General features: G+C 54.0%; 13 protein-coding genes, 2 tRNA genes and 1 pseudogene. 8 read left to right on the forward strand and 8 right to left on the reverse strand.

Annotated elements, in window-relative coordinates; translation table 11 throughout:
* Nucleotides 1-112: 112 nt before the first annotated feature.
* Nucleotides 113-1,363, forward strand: coding sequence for an N-acetylmuramoyl-L-alanine amidase AmiC (amiC, locus tag F3J28_RS17770; protein WP_166878320.1), 1,251 nt, complete (start codon nt 113-115; stop codon nt 1,361-1,363).
* 87 nt (nt 1,364-1,450) lie between these two features.
* On the opposite strand, the gene F3J28_RS17775 is transcribed toward amiC, so the two are convergent.
* Together F3J28_RS17775 and F3J28_RS17780 are read right to left on the reverse strand one after the other, a co-directional pair.
* Nucleotides 1,451-1,527, reverse strand: a tRNA-Met gene (locus F3J28_RS17775).
* 63 nt (nt 1,528-1,590) lie between these two features.
* Nucleotides 1,591-1,667 (reverse strand) — tRNA-Met (locus F3J28_RS17780).
* Nucleotides 1,668-1,878: 211 nt separating this feature from the next.
* On the opposite strand from F3J28_RS17780, the gene mltA reads away from it, so the two are divergent.
* Together mltA and tcdA are read left to right on the forward strand one after the other, a co-directional pair.
* Nucleotides 1,879-2,976 carry a murein transglycosylase A gene (gene mltA / locus F3J28_RS17785; protein WP_166878323.1) on the forward strand — a complete coding sequence of 366 codons (1,098 nt, stop codon included), beginning with the start codon at nt 1,879-1,881 and terminating at the stop codon, nt 2,974-2,976.
* 233 nt (nt 2,977-3,209) lie between these two features.
* On the forward strand, nt 3,210-4,019 hold the full coding sequence (tcdA, locus tag F3J28_RS17790; protein ID WP_166878326.1) for a tRNA cyclic N6-threonylcarbamoyladenosine(37) synthase TcdA: 810 nt from the start codon (nt 3,210-3,212) through the stop codon (nt 4,017-4,019).
* 147 nt (nt 4,020-4,166) lie between these two features.
* On the opposite strand, the gene csdE is transcribed toward tcdA, so the two are convergent.
* Together csdE and csdA are read right to left on the reverse strand one after the other, a co-directional pair.
* A complete protein-coding gene (gene csdE, locus F3J28_RS17795) occupies nt 4,167-4,598 on the reverse strand; it encodes a cysteine desulfurase sulfur acceptor subunit CsdE (protein WP_166878328.1) in 432 nt (143 codons plus the stop codon).
* Nucleotides 4,599-5,804, reverse strand: a complete 1,206-nt coding sequence (csdA, locus tag F3J28_RS17800) for a cysteine desulfurase CsdA (RefSeq protein WP_166878331.1) — start codon at nt 5,802-5,804, stop codon at nt 4,599-4,601.
* Nucleotides 5,805-6,000: 196 nt separating this feature from the next.
* Here csdA and F3J28_RS17805 point away from each other — a divergent pair, with 196 nt between their 5' ends.
* The 4 genes from F3J28_RS17805 to rlmM all read left to right on the forward strand — a co-directional run bounded on the left by F3J28_RS17805 (nt 6,001) and on the right by rlmM (nt 9,026).
* Complete coding sequence (locus tag F3J28_RS17805) at nt 6,001-6,228, forward strand: YgdI/YgdR family lipoprotein (protein ID WP_008458430.1); 228 nt, start codon at nt 6,001-6,003, stop codon at nt 6,226-6,228.
* A 346-nt stretch (nt 6,229-6,574) separates the two neighbouring features.
* Nucleotides 6,575-7,492, forward strand: coding sequence for a glycine cleavage system transcriptional regulator GcvA (gene gcvA / locus F3J28_RS17810; protein WP_008458428.1), 918 nt, complete (start codon nt 6,575-6,577; stop codon nt 7,490-7,492).
* Between the two features lie 45 nt (nt 7,493-7,537).
* Nucleotides 7,538-7,933 (forward strand): DUF423 domain-containing protein, encoded by a 396-nt coding sequence (locus tag F3J28_RS17815; protein ID WP_166878334.1) that lies wholly within the window; start codon nt 7,538-7,540, stop codon nt 7,931-7,933.
* A complete protein-coding gene (gene rlmM, locus F3J28_RS17820) occupies nt 7,926-9,026 on the forward strand; it encodes a 23S rRNA (cytidine(2498)-2'-O)-methyltransferase RlmM (RefSeq protein WP_008458424.1) in 1,101 nt (366 codons plus the stop codon). The genes F3J28_RS17815 and rlmM overlap by 8 nt, the downstream gene beginning before the upstream one ends.
* Nucleotides 9,027-9,069: 43 nt before the next feature.
* On the opposite strand, the gene xni is transcribed toward rlmM, so the two are convergent.
* A complete protein-coding gene (gene xni / locus F3J28_RS17825; RefSeq protein WP_166878337.1) occupies nt 9,070-9,840 on the reverse strand; it encodes a flap endonuclease Xni in 771 nt (256 codons plus the stop codon).
* A gap of 182 nt (nt 9,841-10,022) precedes the next feature.
* On the opposite strand from xni, the gene F3J28_RS17830 reads away from it, so the two are divergent.
* On the forward strand, nt 10,023-11,207 hold the full coding sequence (locus F3J28_RS17830) for an aminotransferase-like domain-containing protein (protein WP_166878340.1): 1,185 nt from the start codon (nt 10,023-10,025) through the stop codon (nt 11,205-11,207).
* A 192-nt stretch (nt 11,208-11,399) separates the two neighbouring features.
* Here F3J28_RS17830 and F3J28_RS17835 read toward each other — a convergent pair whose 3' ends face one another.
* The 3 genes and pseudogenes from F3J28_RS17835 to F3J28_RS22395 all read right to left on the reverse strand — a co-directional run.
* Nucleotides 11,400-12,767, reverse strand: a complete 1,368-nt coding sequence (locus tag F3J28_RS17835) for an L-serine ammonia-lyase (RefSeq protein WP_166878343.1) — start codon at nt 12,765-12,767, stop codon at nt 11,400-11,402.
* A gap of 65 nt (nt 12,768-12,832) precedes the next feature.
* Complete coding sequence (locus F3J28_RS17840) at nt 12,833-14,122, reverse strand: HAAAP family serine/threonine permease (RefSeq protein WP_061274809.1); 1,290 nt, start codon at nt 14,120-14,122, stop codon at nt 12,833-12,835.
* 580 nt (nt 14,123-14,702) lie between these two features.
* Nucleotides 14,703-14,895 (reverse strand): annotated as a pseudogene (locus F3J28_RS22395) (hypothetical protein); the annotation flags it as partial.

Below are 14,895 nucleotides of genomic sequence, written 5' to 3' on the forward strand. Positions count from 1 at the left end.
CCTTTTCTGAACGTTTACCCTTTTATAGATGACAGTAACCGCGTGTTTCGCTAAAGTTTTTGGCTCAAAAAATAAATTCGTCTATTCAGTGATTTTATCGCTCAGGGGAGCCATGCCAGATTCCAGTTCGTTAATGAGTCGCCGCCGTTTACTTCAGGGTGCCGGAGCCATGTGGTTGTTGAGCGTCAGCAAGGTCGGTTTTGCTGCCTCAAGCCAGGTGATCGCCGTGCGCGTCTGGCCGGCCTCGTCTTATACCCGCGTGACGCTGGAATCTAACCATCAGCTGAAGTACCGCCAGTTTGCGCTCAGCAACCCGGAGCGGGTGGTTGTGGATATCGAAGGGGCGCATTTAAATTCAGTTTTAAAAGGCATCGGCAGCCAGGTTCGCGGCGACGATCCCTTTATTAAATCCGCCCGCGTGGGGCAGTTTGATCCCAAGACCGTGCGCATGGTTTTTGAATTGAAGCAAAACGTGACCCCGCATTTGTTTGCGCTTGCCCCGGTCGCCGAATTTAAAGAGCGTCTGGTGATGGATCTTTATCCCGCCAATATGAATAGCGAACAAGATCCGCTGCTGGCATTACTGGAAGATTACAACAACGGCCAGTTAGACAAGAAAATGCCGGCGGAAAAAGGGCCGAAGCCGGGTAAAGCCGGGCGGGACCGGCCGATTGTCATCATGCTTGATCCAGGCCACGGCGGCGAAGACCCCGGTGCGATAGGCCCAAACAAGACCCGCGAAAAAGATATTGTGCTCAGCATTGCGCGCAGGCTGAAGGCCCTGCTCGATAAAGAGGGCAATATGAAGGCCTACATGACGCGTAATGAAGATGTGTTCATCCCGCTGAAAGTGCGCGTTGCCAAGGCGCAAAAACAGCGAGCCGATCTGTTTGTTTCTATTCATGCGGATGCATTTACGACCGCTGCCGCGCGCGGATCGTCGGTCTTTGCGTTGTCCACCAAAGGGGCGACCAGTACGGCGGCGAAATACCTGGCGCAAACGCAGAACGCCTCGGATTTAATTGGCGGCGTGGGCAAAAGTGGGGATCGCTATCTCGACCACACGATGTTCGACATGGTGCAGTCGCTGACCATTAATGACAGCCTGAAGTTCGGGAAAGAGGTGCTTAACCGGCTGGGGAAAGTGAACAAGCTGCATAAAAACAGCGTCGATCAGGCCGGGTTTGCGGTGCTAAAAGCACCGGATATTCCATCTATTCTGGTGGAGACAGCATTCCTCAGTAACCCTGAAGAGGAGCGCAAGCTGCGTACGGCCAAATTCCAGCAGGAAGTTGCGGAGTCAATTCTGGCGGGGATTAAGGCGTACTTCTCGGATAGCTCAAGGCTGGCAAGACGGGGCTAAAATGGTTAATAAAGGCAGGAGGTAAACCTGCCTTATTTTTTATAAACGGCAGAAACAAAAAAACACCCGTAAGGGTGTTCTCAATGTTGGTTGCGGGGGCCGGATTTGAACCGACGACCTTCGGGTTATGAGCCCGACGAGCTACCAGGCTGCTCCACCCCGCGTCCGTCATACTACTCTTTTTAATGATTTTTCATCATTGCGCTGTTAAATCAGCGACTTTTAATTGGTTGCGGGGGCCGGATTTGAACCGACGACCTTCGGGTTATGAGCCCGACGAGCTACCAAGCTGCTCCACCCCGCGTCCGTGGATGCGCACTATACTCCGCTCGCTTTTTGATGCAACCCTTTTTTCGAGTAAATACCTGAATTTCCCCTTAGTTGTTGAATTAACCCGCACAGTGGCCATAAAACAGACGTTTTTGCTGTGAGGGGTGTGCAACTCGTTTAATTCTGGCGGCGCGTTTGCTATCTTCGGCGAGGCATACAGAGGCAACGAGCAGGGCGAAAGGTAAATGAAAGGACGTTGGATTAAGTACACAGCGGCGGGGGTCATGTTAGCGATGCTGGCCGCCTGTTCATCAAAACCGACCGATCGCGGTCAGCAATATAAAGACGGGAAATTCTCCCAGCCTTTCTCACTGGTGAATCAGCCTGATGCGGTTGGCGCGCCTATCAACGGCGGCGACTATGCCGAGCAGGTTAACCAGATTCGTTCTGCTTCTCCCCGCCTCTATAATAACGGCAGCGATATCTATAATGCCGTGCAGCAGTGGCTGCGGGCCGGCGGCGATACCCGCCAGCTGAAGCAGTTCGGCCTTGATGCCTGGCAGATGGAGGGGGCTGACAACTACGGCAACGTGCAGTTTACCGGCTACTACACCCCGGTGATTCAGGCTCGTCATACTCGCCAGGGCGAATTCCAGTACCCTATTTACCGCATGCCGCCAAAACGGGGGCGCCTGCCGTCCCGCGCGGAAATCTACGCCGGTGGGTTGAGCGACAGCTATGTGCTGGCCTACAGCAACTCTCTGATGGATAACTTCATCATGGATGTGCAGGGCAGCGGCTACATTGATTTTGGCGATGGTCAGCCTTTGACCTTCTTCGGCTATGCCGGTAAAAACGGCCACGCTTATCGCAGCATCGGCAAAGTGTTGATCGACCGCGGTGAAGTGAAGAAAGAAGACATGTCGATGCAGGCGATTCGCCACTGGGGTGAAACCCATAGCGAAGCGGCAGTACGGGAGCTGCTTGAGCAGAATCCTTCTTTTGTCTTCTTTAAGCCTGCAAGCTATGCGCCGGTGAAAGGCGCGAGCGCGGTACCTTTGATTGGACGTGCCTCCGTGGCGTCTGACCGCTCCATCATTCCTGCTGGCACCACTCTGCTGACCGAAGTCCCGCTACTGGACAATAACGGGAAGTTCACCGGCCAGTACGAGCTGCGCGTGATGGTGGCGCTCGACGTTGGGGGCGCGATCAAAGGCCAGCACTTCGACATCTATCAGGGCATTGGCCCGGATGCCGGGCACCGCGCGGGTTGGTACAACCATTACGGGCGAGTCTGGGTGCTTAAAGCGGCCCCTGGCACGGGCAGCGTTTTTAACGGTTAATGCTGCAGCGTTTCCACCTTTATCTACGGGCTGTATAATCAGCCCGTTGAGGTTGCTGACAAAGAGAGAAAAAGCGTGGTTTTTCTCTCTTTGTGGTTAGCAGCCGAAAATCAATGAATTGATTTTCCTGTTTTTTAACGAGCCATCGGGTATTTCTTCTATTGCCTGAGGTTTGTCAGTGGTCTGAGCGGGCTGTAAAATCAGCCCGTTTTTTATTTCTGAGGATTTCCCCGATGTCTGTTGTTCTCTCTGATGCCTGGCTGCAACGCTTTGGCGGCACCGCTCGTCTGTATGGCCAGGCGGCGCTTCAGCTTTTTGCAGAAGCGCACATTTGCGTGATTGGCATCGGCGGGGTTGGCTCGTGGGCGGCAGAGGCGCTGGCGCGAACCGGGATTGGGGCAATTACGCTTATCGACATGGATGACGTTTGCGTCACCAATACCAACCGCCAAATCCATGCCCTGAAAGACAGCGTAGGCCAGGCCAAAACAGAAGTCATGGCCGCGCGCATCAAAGAGATCAATCCTGAGTGTCGGGTTACGGTGGTGGATGACTTTATTACCGCTGACAACGCCGCTGAGTTGCTTAGCCAGGGATTCAGCTATGTTATCGACGCCATTGACAGCGTGCGGCCAAAAGCGGCGCTGATCGCGTATTGCCGCCGCTATAAGATCCCGCTGGTGACCACGGGGGGAGCCGGTGGGCAAATCGATCCGACGCAGATTCAGGTTAGCGATCTGGCAAAAACTATTCAGGATCCGCTGGCGGCGAAGCTGCGTGAACGCCTGAAAAGTGATTTCGGCGTGGTGAAAAACAGCAAAGGGAAGCTTGGCGTAGACTGCGTATTTTCAACTGAAGCGCTGGTGTATCCGCAGGCTGACGGCTCAGTTTGCGCGATGAAAAGCACCGCCGAAGGCCCGAAACGGATGGACTGTGCCTCGGGCTTTGGGGCGGCGACCATGGTAACCGCCAGCTTTGGTTTTGTGGCGGTGTCTCATGTGCTGAAGAAGATGATGGCGAAGGCGGCGCGAACCGCCGCCTGAAACCGCTGACAAAGTTCACTGTTCTGGAATTCAAACGTCGGTCAAATAAAAGCAACGAATTCTGTTCTCTGGTTTGCCCCAAACAGCCGAAAACCACGTTTTTCGGCTGTTTTTCATCATTCGAAGGCGGCACGAACCGCCGCCTGATTAACCCTCGTGCGCGGCCTGTTGAACGGCCGCGGCAAGGGCCGTAAGCCCGCTGCTGCGGGAAGCGCTTAGCTGATGGCGAAGCCCCAGATCGTCAAACAGACTTAGCGGATCGTTTTCCAATAGCTGCCGGGCGGTTTTCCCCTCTACCGCGGTCAACAGCACCGCCAATAAGCCACGAACGATGCGTCCTTCACTGTCACCGTAAAAGTGCAGCGTTCCGTCCGGCAGGCGCTCGTGGCCCAGCCAAACGCGATTTTCGCAGCCGCTGATTTCAATACTCTCGGTTTTTAATGCCTCCGGCAGCGCCGGCAGCTTTTTACCCAATAAAATCAGCTGGCGGTATTTGTCTTCCCACTGCCGCTGCGCTTCGAACGTGGTACGCAGCATATCTGCGTTAATTTCTGTGCCAAAGGGATGATTAGCCTGCATTCAGTCCACCAGAATATCGAGGGCGCGATCGACTGCGGCGAGCAGTTCGTGCACATCCTGCTGTGTGTTGTAAGGGGCGAAAGAGGCGCGCAGCGTTCCGCTAACGCCTAATGCGGCCATCAAGGGCTGCGCGCAGTGCTGGCCCGCCCGCAGCGCAATGCCTGATTCGGCCAGCAGCGTGACCATATCGCTATGGTGAACGCCCGCAAAGTCAAACGCCAGCAGGCTGGAGTCCTGACTGCGGAAGCTACGGAAACCCGGGCGTTTTGCCAGTTCGGACTCCGCGAGCGTGGCCAGGCTACGGCTCCAGTTTTCCGCCTGCTGTAAATCGACAGTTTCAAGCCATTCCAGCACAGCGCTAAGGCCAATGACGCCCGCGACGTTTGGCGTCCCGGCTTCAAAGCGGTAGGGCACAGGCTGAGTCTTAAACCCGTCGAATGAGACATGGGTAATCATTTTCCCGCCGCCGAGCCACGGCGACATCTGCTCAAGGAGATCTGCTTTGCCATAGAGCGCGCCGATGCCGGTCGGGCCATACAGTTTATGGGCGGAAAAGGCGTAAAAGTCGATATCCAGCGCCTGGACGTCCGGCGGGCAGTGAACAATGCCCTGCGCGCCATCGACCATCACGACGGCGCCTGCTTCGTGGGCAAGCTTGATAGCTTTTGCAAGATCGGGGCAGCCCCCGGTGACGTTAGACATCTGCCCAAGCGCCAGGATACGAGTGCGATCATTCAGCAATGCAGGAAGCTGGTTAAGATCGGGCAGAGCCTGGTCATTGAGCGGCAGTTTCACCACTTTCGCACCGGTTTGCTCAGCCACCATCAGCCACGGCACAAAATTGGCGTGATGTTCTGCCTCACTCACAATGATTTCATCCCCGTCTTTGAGGCGAGGGCGGGCATAGCACTGCGCAACCAGATTTATGGCTTCGGTTGTGCCCCGGGTCCAGACCACGGATCTACCGCTTTCGGCGTTGATCAAACGTGCTACCTGGTCACGCGCCGCTTCGTAGCGCGCCGTCAGACGCTGCGCTTCTGGAAACTGGCTGCGGTGAACGTTCCCGGCACTCAGGCTGTAAAACTGTTGGGTAGCGTCGATCACGGCCTGGGGTTTTAGCGCCGTGGCCGCGCTGTCGAGATAGACGCCTGCATCTGCCAGCGCGGGGAATTGCGCGCGAAAATGAGCGGGGTTAAATGCTGTCATGGGGATCCTCAGTTCAATGCACAGATCGTCGCGCAAAACTGGCGTTGGCACAAGGTTTCCGTCTTTCTCGGAATCGTCTGTTTCTGCTGGCAGAATGTGAGAAGCAGGTTATGCTAATTATTGTTGGACTAATATTTAAGCATGTTAGCAGGAAAGACTTAAACAGCATTAAACGCTATCCACAAGGAGAAGAATAATGAACAAATCTATCGCTATTGTTTCTGCCTGTATGATGACCTTTGCACTTGCAGCTTGTTCCAGCCCGAACTACATCATGCACACCAACGATGGACGCGCGATTGTCTCTGAAGGTAAGCCGAAGACCGATGACGAAACAGGGATGATCAAGTACAAAGATGCTAACGGCAATATGCAGCAGATTAACCGTTCGGACGTGAAAGAGATGGTTGAGCTGAAGAAGTAAAACTGCAGGCAAAAAAAAGCACCGCATTCGGCGGTGCTACATTAATCACTATGGACAGACAGGGTAAATGTACAGGAAGTGAAAAGGGGGTAGCTTAGCTACCGTGGTCCGAAATGTCAGACCAATTGCAAACACAACAACACAACATCACAACCGTAAGCCAAAAGCCCTCCAGAACACGCATTCCAGACAACTTTTCGTTCCGACTCAGGAAGTGCCGCCACTATAGGTATTTGCTGGTGCATCCTCAACGGACAATTTATAATGGCTCAGATAAAAAAAACTAATAGGTAAACAAACGCTATCTGTTTGTTAACTGTTATTAACACTTAAGCCAAATAACCCCATGTCTAAGCGATTACCCCCTCTGAATGCGCTGCGCGTTTTTGACGCTGCGGCTCGTCACTTGAGTTTTACTAAAGCGGCTGAGGAACTGTTCGTTACTCAGGCCGCGGTAAGCCACCAGATCAAGTCCCTGGAGGATTTTCTTGGCCTGAAGCTGTTCCGCCGCCGTAACCGATCGTTGCTGTTGACGGAGGAGGGGCAGAGTTATTATCAGGATATTAAAGAGATTTTTTCCCAGTTGACGGAAGCCACCCGCAAGCTGCAGGCGCGCAGTGCAAAAGGCGCGCTGACGGTGAGTTTATTGCCCAGTTTTGCGATTCACTGGCTGGTGCCTCGCTTAACAAGCTTTAACTCAGCTTATCCGGGCATCGACGTGAGAATTCAGGCGGTGGACCGCCAGGAAGACAAGCTGTCTGACGACGTGGACGTGGCGATATTCTATGGGCGGGGAAACTGGCCGGGGCTAAGAGTCGAAAAACTTTATGCTGAGTATTTGCTGCCAGTTTGCTCACCTATGCTACTAACCGGCGACAAACCGATTAAAACGCCGGAAGATTTGGCCAGGCACACTTTATTGCATGACGCTTCGCGCCGCGACTGGCAGACTTATACCCGCCAGCTTGGCGTGAGCCATATTAATGTCCAGCAAGGGCCCATTTTCAGCCACAGCGCAATGGTACTCCAGGCCGCGATTCACGGGCAGGGGATTGCGCTGGCCAATAACGTCATGGCCCAAACGGAAATCGAAGCGGGCCGTCTGGTATGCCCGTTCAATGATGTGCTGGTAAGTAAAAACGCCTTTTATCTCGTTTGTCATGACAGCCAGGCAGAACTGGGTAAAATAGCCGCGTTTCGACAGTGGATCCTGGCAAAGGCGGCCAGTGAGCAAGAAAAATTCCGTTTTCGCTACGAACAATAAGCAACCTTCGCGTGGCGCGGCCACGCCTTACTTTAGGGTTACACCATGACCAGCCGATTCATGCTGATTTTTGCCGCCATCAGCGGTTTTGTTTTTGTTGCCCTGGGCGCCTTTGGGGCGCACATATTGAGCAAGTCTCTGGGTGTTGCAGAGATGGGATGGATCCAGACCGGGCTTGAGTATCAGGCGTTTCACACGCTCGCGATTTTTGGCCTTGCGGTGGCAATGCAGCGTCGCATCAGCATCTGGTTCTACTGGAGCAGCGTCTTTATGGCGTTAGGCACCGTATTATTTAGCGGCAGTTTGTACTGCCTGGCCCTGTCGCACCTGCGGCTGTGGGCGTTTGTTACCCCGGTGGGCGGCGTCAGCTTCCTGGCCGGTTGGATATTGATGTTAATTGGTGCTGTGCGCCTGAAACGTAAGGGCGTAAGCCATGAATAAAGTGATTTTGTACTGCCGCCAGGGATTCGAGAAAGAGTGTGCGGCAGAGATAACCGACAAAGCGGGTCAGCGCGGTGTCTACGGCTTTGCCCGCGTTAAAGAGCACAGCGGTTATGTCATATTTGAATGCTATCAGCCGGAAGAGGCGGAAAAGCTGGCGCGCGAGCTGCCGTTCAGCGACCTGATTTTTGCCCGCCAGATGTTTGTTGCCGGCGAGCTGCTAAAGGATTTACCGCCGGAAGACCGCATCACACCTATTGTCGGCATGCTGCAGGGCGTCGTGGAAAAGGGCGGCGACCTGCGGGTTGAAGTGGCCGACACCAACGAAAGCAAAGAGTTGATGAAGTTCTGTCGCAAGTTTACCGTGCCGCTGCGTGCCAGCCTGCGCGAAGCCGGAGTGCTGACCAACTACGAAACGCCGAAGCGCCCTGTTGTGCATGTGTTCTTTATCGCCCCCGGCTGCTGTTACACAGGTTACTCCTACACCACCAACAATTCGCCGTTCTATATGGGCATTCCGCGCCTCAAGTTCCCGGCGGATGCTCCAAGCCGCTCCACGCTGAAGCTGGAAGAGGCGTTTCACGTCTTTATTCCCGCCGATGAATGGGACGAACGCCTGGCCAACGGCATGTACGCCGTGGATTTGGGTGCCTGCCCGGGCGGCTGGACCTATCAGTTGGTGAAACGCAATATGTGGGTTTCGTCCGTCGATAACGGCCCGATGGCGCAGAGCCTGATGGACACCGGACAGGTCACCTGGCTGCGCGAAGATGGCTTCAAATACCGCCCGACCCGCACCAACATCTCCTGGATGGTCTGCGACATGGTGGAAAAACCGGCGAAAGTAGCCCATTTAATGGCAACCTGGCTGGTAAACGGCTGGTGCCGTGAGACAATCTTTAACCTCAAGTTGCCGATGAAAAAGCGCTACGAAGAGGTGTCGCAAAACCTGGCGCAGATCCGCGAAATCCTCGAGAGCAACGGGATTAACGCGGAAATCAAAGCCCGCCAGCTTTACCACGATCGTGAAGAAGTGACAGTTCACATCCGCCGTTGGTGGGCGGCCGTGGGTGGCCGTCGCGACGAACGTTAATGACCAACCCCTTGCTCATCCGGGCAAGGGGAGTTCTTTTGCGTTATGCAGAAGGCAATGCACCAGGCAACCTTAGCTGCTGTAAGTTCCCGTCGAGCTGTAAATCCGTCTCAAGCCTTGCCACCTGGCGGCTGATAAACGCACTTTCTCTGTGCTGTTCCAGCTTTTTACGCCATTTCTCCGGGACTTCATCCAGCCGCTGATAAAGTGTTTCCAGGTCAGAAAACTGGTTAATGAGCTGTGTGGCGCTTTTCGGGCCAATACCGGGCACGCCGGGAATTTTGCTGCTGCTGATGCCCGCCAGCCCCCAGAAGTCCCCCAGTTGTTCCGGCTGAACGCCATATTCCTGAGCAATAAAAGGCGCATCCAGCCAGCGTTTTTGGAAGTAGTCGCGAATTTGCAGCGTTGGGGCCAGCAGCTGGCAATAGCCTTTGTCGGTGGACACAATGGTTGCCCGATGGCCGCCGGAGGCGACTTTCACCGCCAGCGTAGCCGCAAGATCGTCCGCCTCGTTGCCTTTTGAATGCCAGCACTGAACGCCACGACGGGTAAAAGCTTCCCGCAGAGCTGGCATTTCGGCATGCAGGTCGTCTGGCATCGGCGAACGGCCCGCTTTGTAGTCGGGCAGAACCTGATGCCGCCAGCCTTTGCGACGTTCTTCGTCATCAAACACCGCCACCGCATGAGTCGGCTGGCTGTGGCCAATAAGCTGGTCCAGCGCATGCAGACATGTATCGACGCAAGGCGAACCCTGCACCGCATGTATGCGGCGAATCAGGTTCAGGGCATCAACGATAAGTAAATGAATAGCCATAAGAAATTAACTCGTCACTCTGATGGGCCTACCCTAACACTTCCCGCCATGATGAGCTATTCTCATCGCAGCATTCAGGAATGCCTCTCGCAAAACCTTATAGGGGCCGGGTGGAAAGCCATTGCGTAGTTGTTAGCGGGCTATGTATATTTCTAACGCATAAAAAAATAGAGAACATCAATATGAGTAATACTAAACACCTCGCGCAACGCATTCAAAACCTGCAACCCTCGGCCATCCGTGAACTTCTTAAGCACAGCAAAATGCCCGGCGTAATTTCACTGGCTGGCGGCATTCCTTCCAGTGAGCTGTTTGACAGACAAGGACTGGAGCTGGCGACCCGTAAAGTGCTGGAAGAGAACTTTAACGACGCTTTTCAGTATGGCCTGACCGAAGGCAATTCCGAGCTGCGTGACCAGCTAGTTGAGCTGTGCAAGGCTCGCGGGATTACTACGCGTAGCGACCAGTTGCTCATCACCTCTGGTTCCCAGCAGGCGTTGGATTTGCTGATTCGTGCGCTGGCAGACGAAGGTGACGTTTTCGTCGTTGAGCGGCCGACCTACCTGGCCACGCTGCAAATCCTCAGCTTGACCGCCGCGAAGGTTGAATCCGTAGGTGGGGACGAGCACGGCATGATTGTCGATGAGCTGGAAGCTTTGCTGAAAACCACGCGTGTGAAAGGCGTTTATCTGGTGCCAACCTTTGGTAATCCAAGCGGCACAACGCTGAGCGCTGAGCGTCGTGAAAAGCTGGTGAAACTGGCTGCCGAACATGATTTTGTGATTATTGAAGACGATCCGTACGGGGCGATTAGCTTTACCGATCGCCGCGAGAAGACCCTGATTCAGGTTGCCACAGAGTTAGGGCATGAAGACCACGTGGTCTATACCTCAACGTTCTCGAAAATTCTGGCTCCGGGGCTGCGTGTCGGCTGGATTATTCTCCCGGATTGGATGAAGCAAAAGGTCGCCATCATTAAGCAGGCGACTGATTTACACGCTAACTCGTTTACGCAGGCGCTGGCGGCGGCTTACCTGAAACTGGGGCGTCTTGAGCCGCAGATTGAGCTGATTCGTGAGGCTTATATGCAGAAGTGCCTGACGCTGTCGCGTCTGCTGGAAGAAGAGCTTGGCGAGCACATTACCTTTAACCAGCCGCAGGGTGGGATGTTCCTTTGGGCCGCTTTCCGCTACGACTTCGATACCACGGCGTGGCTACAAAAAACGCTGGAGAAAGGCGTGGTGTACGTGCCGGGAGAGTTCTTCTTTAGCGATCATGCGGATAAACGCACGCTGCGTTTCTCCTACGCGACGGCAACTGATGAGCAACTGGTTGAAGCCGTGAAGCGTTTGAAAGCGGCGCTCTAAGAAAAAGGCTCCCAACCGAGAGCCTTAAAGGTTGCTGACAAAGAGGAAAAAAGCGTGGTTTTTCCCTCTTTGTGGTTATCAGCCGAAAATCAATGAATTGATTTTCCTGTTTTTTAACCAGTCGGCGGGTCTTTCTTTTTCACCGGAAGTTGGTCAGTCGTCTGAAAGGCTCCCAGCCGGGAGCCTTAATTTTTAGTCACAGGCGACAATTTTCAGCGCCAGGCCACCGCGAGAGGTTTCGCGATACTTGGCGTTCATGTCCTTGCCCGTTTCATACATTGTCTCGATAACCTTATCCAGACAGACGCGAGGCTCGCTGGTGCGGCGCATAGCCATACGTGCAGCGTTCACGGCTTTAACTGCCGCAATGGCGTTACGCTCGATGCACGGAACCTGAACCTGGCCTGCAACCGGGTCACACGTCAGCCCCAGATTATGCTCCATGCCGATTTCCGCAGCGATACACACCTGAGTAGGGCTACCGCCCAGCAGCTCAGTAAGGCCTGCAGCAGCCATTGAACAGGCTACGCCGACTTCTCCCTGACAACCTACCTCCGCGCCGGAGATAGATGCGTTCATTTTATACAAAGAACCGATAGCACCGGCGGCCAGGAAATAGCGGGCGCAGGAGTTAGCGTTCACCTGACGAATGAACTTGTCGTAATACGCCAACACGGCCGGAACAATACCGCAGGCCCCGTTTGTTGGCGCGGTGACCACACGGCCACCGGCAGCGTTTTCTTCGTTCACCGCCAGCGCGAACATATTGATCCAGTCCACAACTGCCATCGGGTCAGAGTTGTTTTTATCGGTGGTCACCAGCATACGACGCAGGGCTGCAGCACGGCGCGGAACGCGCATTTTACCAGGCAGCACGCCTTCTGTAGTGATACCGCGTTCAATTCCGCTGCTCATTACTTCCCAGACCGCCGCAAAGTGGGCGTCGATCTCTTCCTGGCTATGCAGAGCCCGTTCGTTCTGCATCATCAGGCCGGAAAGTGACAGGCCCGTTTCACGGCAGTGTTTTTGCAGGTCTGCAGCATTCTGATACGGATACGGCACGCTGACCGGGTTTTCACTCTGCGCACCAAAATGGGCTTCATCAACGATGAAGCCACCGCCGATGGAGTAATAGGTCTGAGAATACAGCACGTTGTCGCCAGCCAGAGCGGTGATGCGCATACCATTCTCGTGGAGCGACAGGTTGTCGGCATGGAAGTTCATGCAGCGGTCCACCGGGAATTCAACTTCATGCTGACCGTTGGCCAGCATCAGGCGCCCGTGGGTGTTTACATCCTGGATGAAGTGCGGAATAGCGTCGATATCGACGGTATCCGGCAGGTTACCCGCCAGGCCCATAATAATGGCTATATCGGTATGGTGGCCTTTACCTGTCAGGGACAGAGAGCCATAGACATCCACAACTACACGAGTGACATCGCGCATGATCCCTTGCTCAATCAGGTCATCGGAAAATTGTTTACCGGCCTTCATCGGACCGACGGTATGTGAGCTGGAGGGGCCAATACCGATTTTGAAAATGTCGAATACGCTAATCATAAGATTTCCCTGCGTAAGTGACTTGGGGGAGGAGAGTCGCCCAGGCGGGCGACTCTTTAGCTTGCTTAGCTGAACAGCGAGTAGAAGATAGCGGAGATAGCGATCAGGCCCATAATCACAACAAAGACGTTGCTGATATGGCCGCTGTACTTACGCATCGCCGGTACTTTCTGAATAGCATACATCGGCATCAGGAACAGAATCATCGCGATAACCGGGCCGCCCAGGGTTTCAATCATCCCGAGGATGCTTGGGTTCAGTGTCGCCACTGCCCAGGTCGTCACCAGCATAAACAGCGCGGTAATTTTGTTCAGTTTACCGATTTCAATACTCTTACCTTTGCCGCGCAGAGACTTAATGACCATGCCGTTAAAGCCTTCACGTGCGCCCAGGTAGTGGCCGAGGAAGGATTTGGTGATGGCAATCATCGCAATGATTGGCGCCATCCAGGCGATAACCGGTGCATTAAAGTGGTTAGCCAGGTAAGACAGGATAGAGATGTTCTGCGCTTTTGCCGCGGCCAGGTCAGCAGGGCTCAGGCTCAGCACGCAGCTGAACACGAAGAACATTACGGTCAGCACCATCATGATGTGTGCACGAGCCAAGATGCTGGAGCATTTTTTCTCAGCGCCATCGCCGTACTCTTCGCGTTTAGCCACGGCGAAGGAGGAGATGATAGGGGAATGGTTGAAGGAGAAGACCATCACCGGAATCGCCAGCCACAGGGTCATCCACAGGCCGCTGCCGGTTGCCGGGGTTGCGCTGAAGGACAAGGTTTCAAACGCCGCACCGCTCCAGTTTGGAATCAGGTACAGCGCCAGAACCATCAGAGCCGCAACAAATGGGAATACCAGGATGCTCATCGCTTTGACGATCATCTGCTCGCCGAAGCGTACGATAGTCATCATGCCGACAATCAGAATCAAAGAAAGGATAGCGCGCGGCGGTGCAGTCATGCCCAGCTGGTGGGTGATGAAGCTGTCCACGGTGTTGGTGATAGCCACGCTGTAAACCAGCAGGATCGGGTAGATAGCAAAGAAGTACAGCAGGGTGATGAGCTTACCTGCGCCAACACCAAAGTGCTCTTCTACAACTTCGGTGATATCTTCGCCCGGATTTTTACCGGACAGCACGAAGCGGGTCATACCGCGGTGTGCGAAGAACGTCATTGGGAAAGCCAGAATCGCCATGATGAACAGCGGGATCAGGCCACCAACGCCGGCGTTGATTGGCAGGAACAGGACGCCTGCACCGATAGCCGTGCCGTACAGGCCCAGCATCCACATGGTGTCGGTCTTGCGCCATGCGCCTTTTTTCTCAGCAGAGACAATACTGCCGGTTTGAGTGGTTTCCATCTACATCTCCAAAGGAATGTTTCGTGCAATGTTTAAAAATTCGCAGTTAACGCAATGTGTGAGGCATAACTGCTGAAACTAAATTCTGGCCGAGGGCGTTTTTGTAGTAGTTGTGGCCCGTAACTATCGGCGGGCGGAAAGATACATTTATGTCATCACTGTATCAGTGATCGCGATCCCAAATGCGATAATCTACGTTTGTTAAGCAACAAATCCGCATAACAGTCTGTTCATAGGCATCAACATGAAATTTATGGTCGCGAAGCCTAACACTTGTGGATGATGCAATAAATTAAACCTGACCAAATAACTCGGTTTTTGCCAAAGAAAGTGCCTAAAACAGCATTTTTCAATGAGTATTTGCTTCAGGTCGCAATGTTTGTGCTTTTAAGTGTGAGCGCAATCGATTAAATGGCAGCTTAGTATCGGTGCCGAGGGATGGCTTCAAACGCTGGCGGTTGGCAGAGAAGATCTGTTTATCAAGTTTGTGGGGGTGAAAAGGAAGACGGATCCTTCGGCAGCGTTATCGCGCAATACGCCGAATAACCCATCTTCGACAGAACGTTCGGTTTTCCGCTCTCTATTCAGTTTGTGTATCAAACACCAGCGTCACAGCCCCACGCCAGGTTGATCCTGGGGATTTCACCATCGTTTCAACGCCGGGTTTCCGGACCCTGAAGTCAACCTGTGAGCGACGATCAACCACAAACTTGCCGGGAGGCTGGATGACATGACCCGCCGGTAATGAATTCAGCAACAGATTTCTGACTTCA

The sequence above is a fragment of the Enterobacter sp. Ap-1006 genome (assembly GCF_011752835.1).
Classification (GTDB): Bacteria; Pseudomonadota; Gammaproteobacteria; order Enterobacterales; family Enterobacteriaceae; genus Cedecea.

Coding starts and splice junctions, on each gene's coding strand:
- F3J28_RS17805 (WP_008458430.1), top strand. CDS start 6,001: ATGAACAAATCTATCGCTATTGTTTCTGCCTGTATGATGACCTTTGCA.
- tcdA (WP_166878326.1), top strand. CDS start 3,210: ATGTCTGTTGTTCTCTCTGATGCCTGGCTGCAACGCTTTGGCGGCACC.
- F3J28_RS17840 (WP_061274809.1), bottom strand. CDS start 14,122: ATGGAAACCACTCAAACCGGCAGTATTGTCTCTGCTGAGAAAAAAGGC.
- csdA (WP_166878331.1), bottom strand. CDS start 5,804: ATGACAGCATTTAACCCCGCTCATTTTCGCGCGCAATTCCCCGCGCTG.
- rlmM (WP_008458424.1), top strand. CDS start 7,926: ATGAATAAAGTGATTTTGTACTGCCGCCAGGGATTCGAGAAAGAGTGT.
- xni (WP_166878337.1), bottom strand. CDS start 9,840: ATGGCTATTCATTTACTTATCGTTGATGCCCTGAACCTGATTCGCCGC.
- F3J28_RS17815 (WP_166878334.1), top strand. CDS start 7,538: ATGACCAGCCGATTCATGCTGATTTTTGCCGCCATCAGCGGTTTTGTT.
- F3J28_RS17835 (WP_166878343.1), bottom strand. CDS start 12,767: ATGATTAGCGTATTCGACATTTTCAAAATCGGTATTGGCCCCTCCAGC.
- F3J28_RS17830 (WP_166878340.1), top strand. CDS start 10,023: ATGAGTAATACTAAACACCTCGCGCAACGCATTCAAAACCTGCAACCC.
- mltA (WP_166878323.1), top strand. CDS start 1,879: ATGAAAGGACGTTGGATTAAGTACACAGCGGCGGGGGTCATGTTAGCG.
- amiC (WP_166878320.1), top strand. CDS start 113: ATGCCAGATTCCAGTTCGTTAATGAGTCGCCGCCGTTTACTTCAGGGT.
- gcvA (WP_008458428.1), top strand. CDS start 6,575: ATGTCTAAGCGATTACCCCCTCTGAATGCGCTGCGCGTTTTTGACGCT.
- csdE (WP_166878328.1), bottom strand. CDS start 4,598: ATGCAGGCTAATCATCCCTTTGGCACAGAAATTAACGCAGATATGCTG.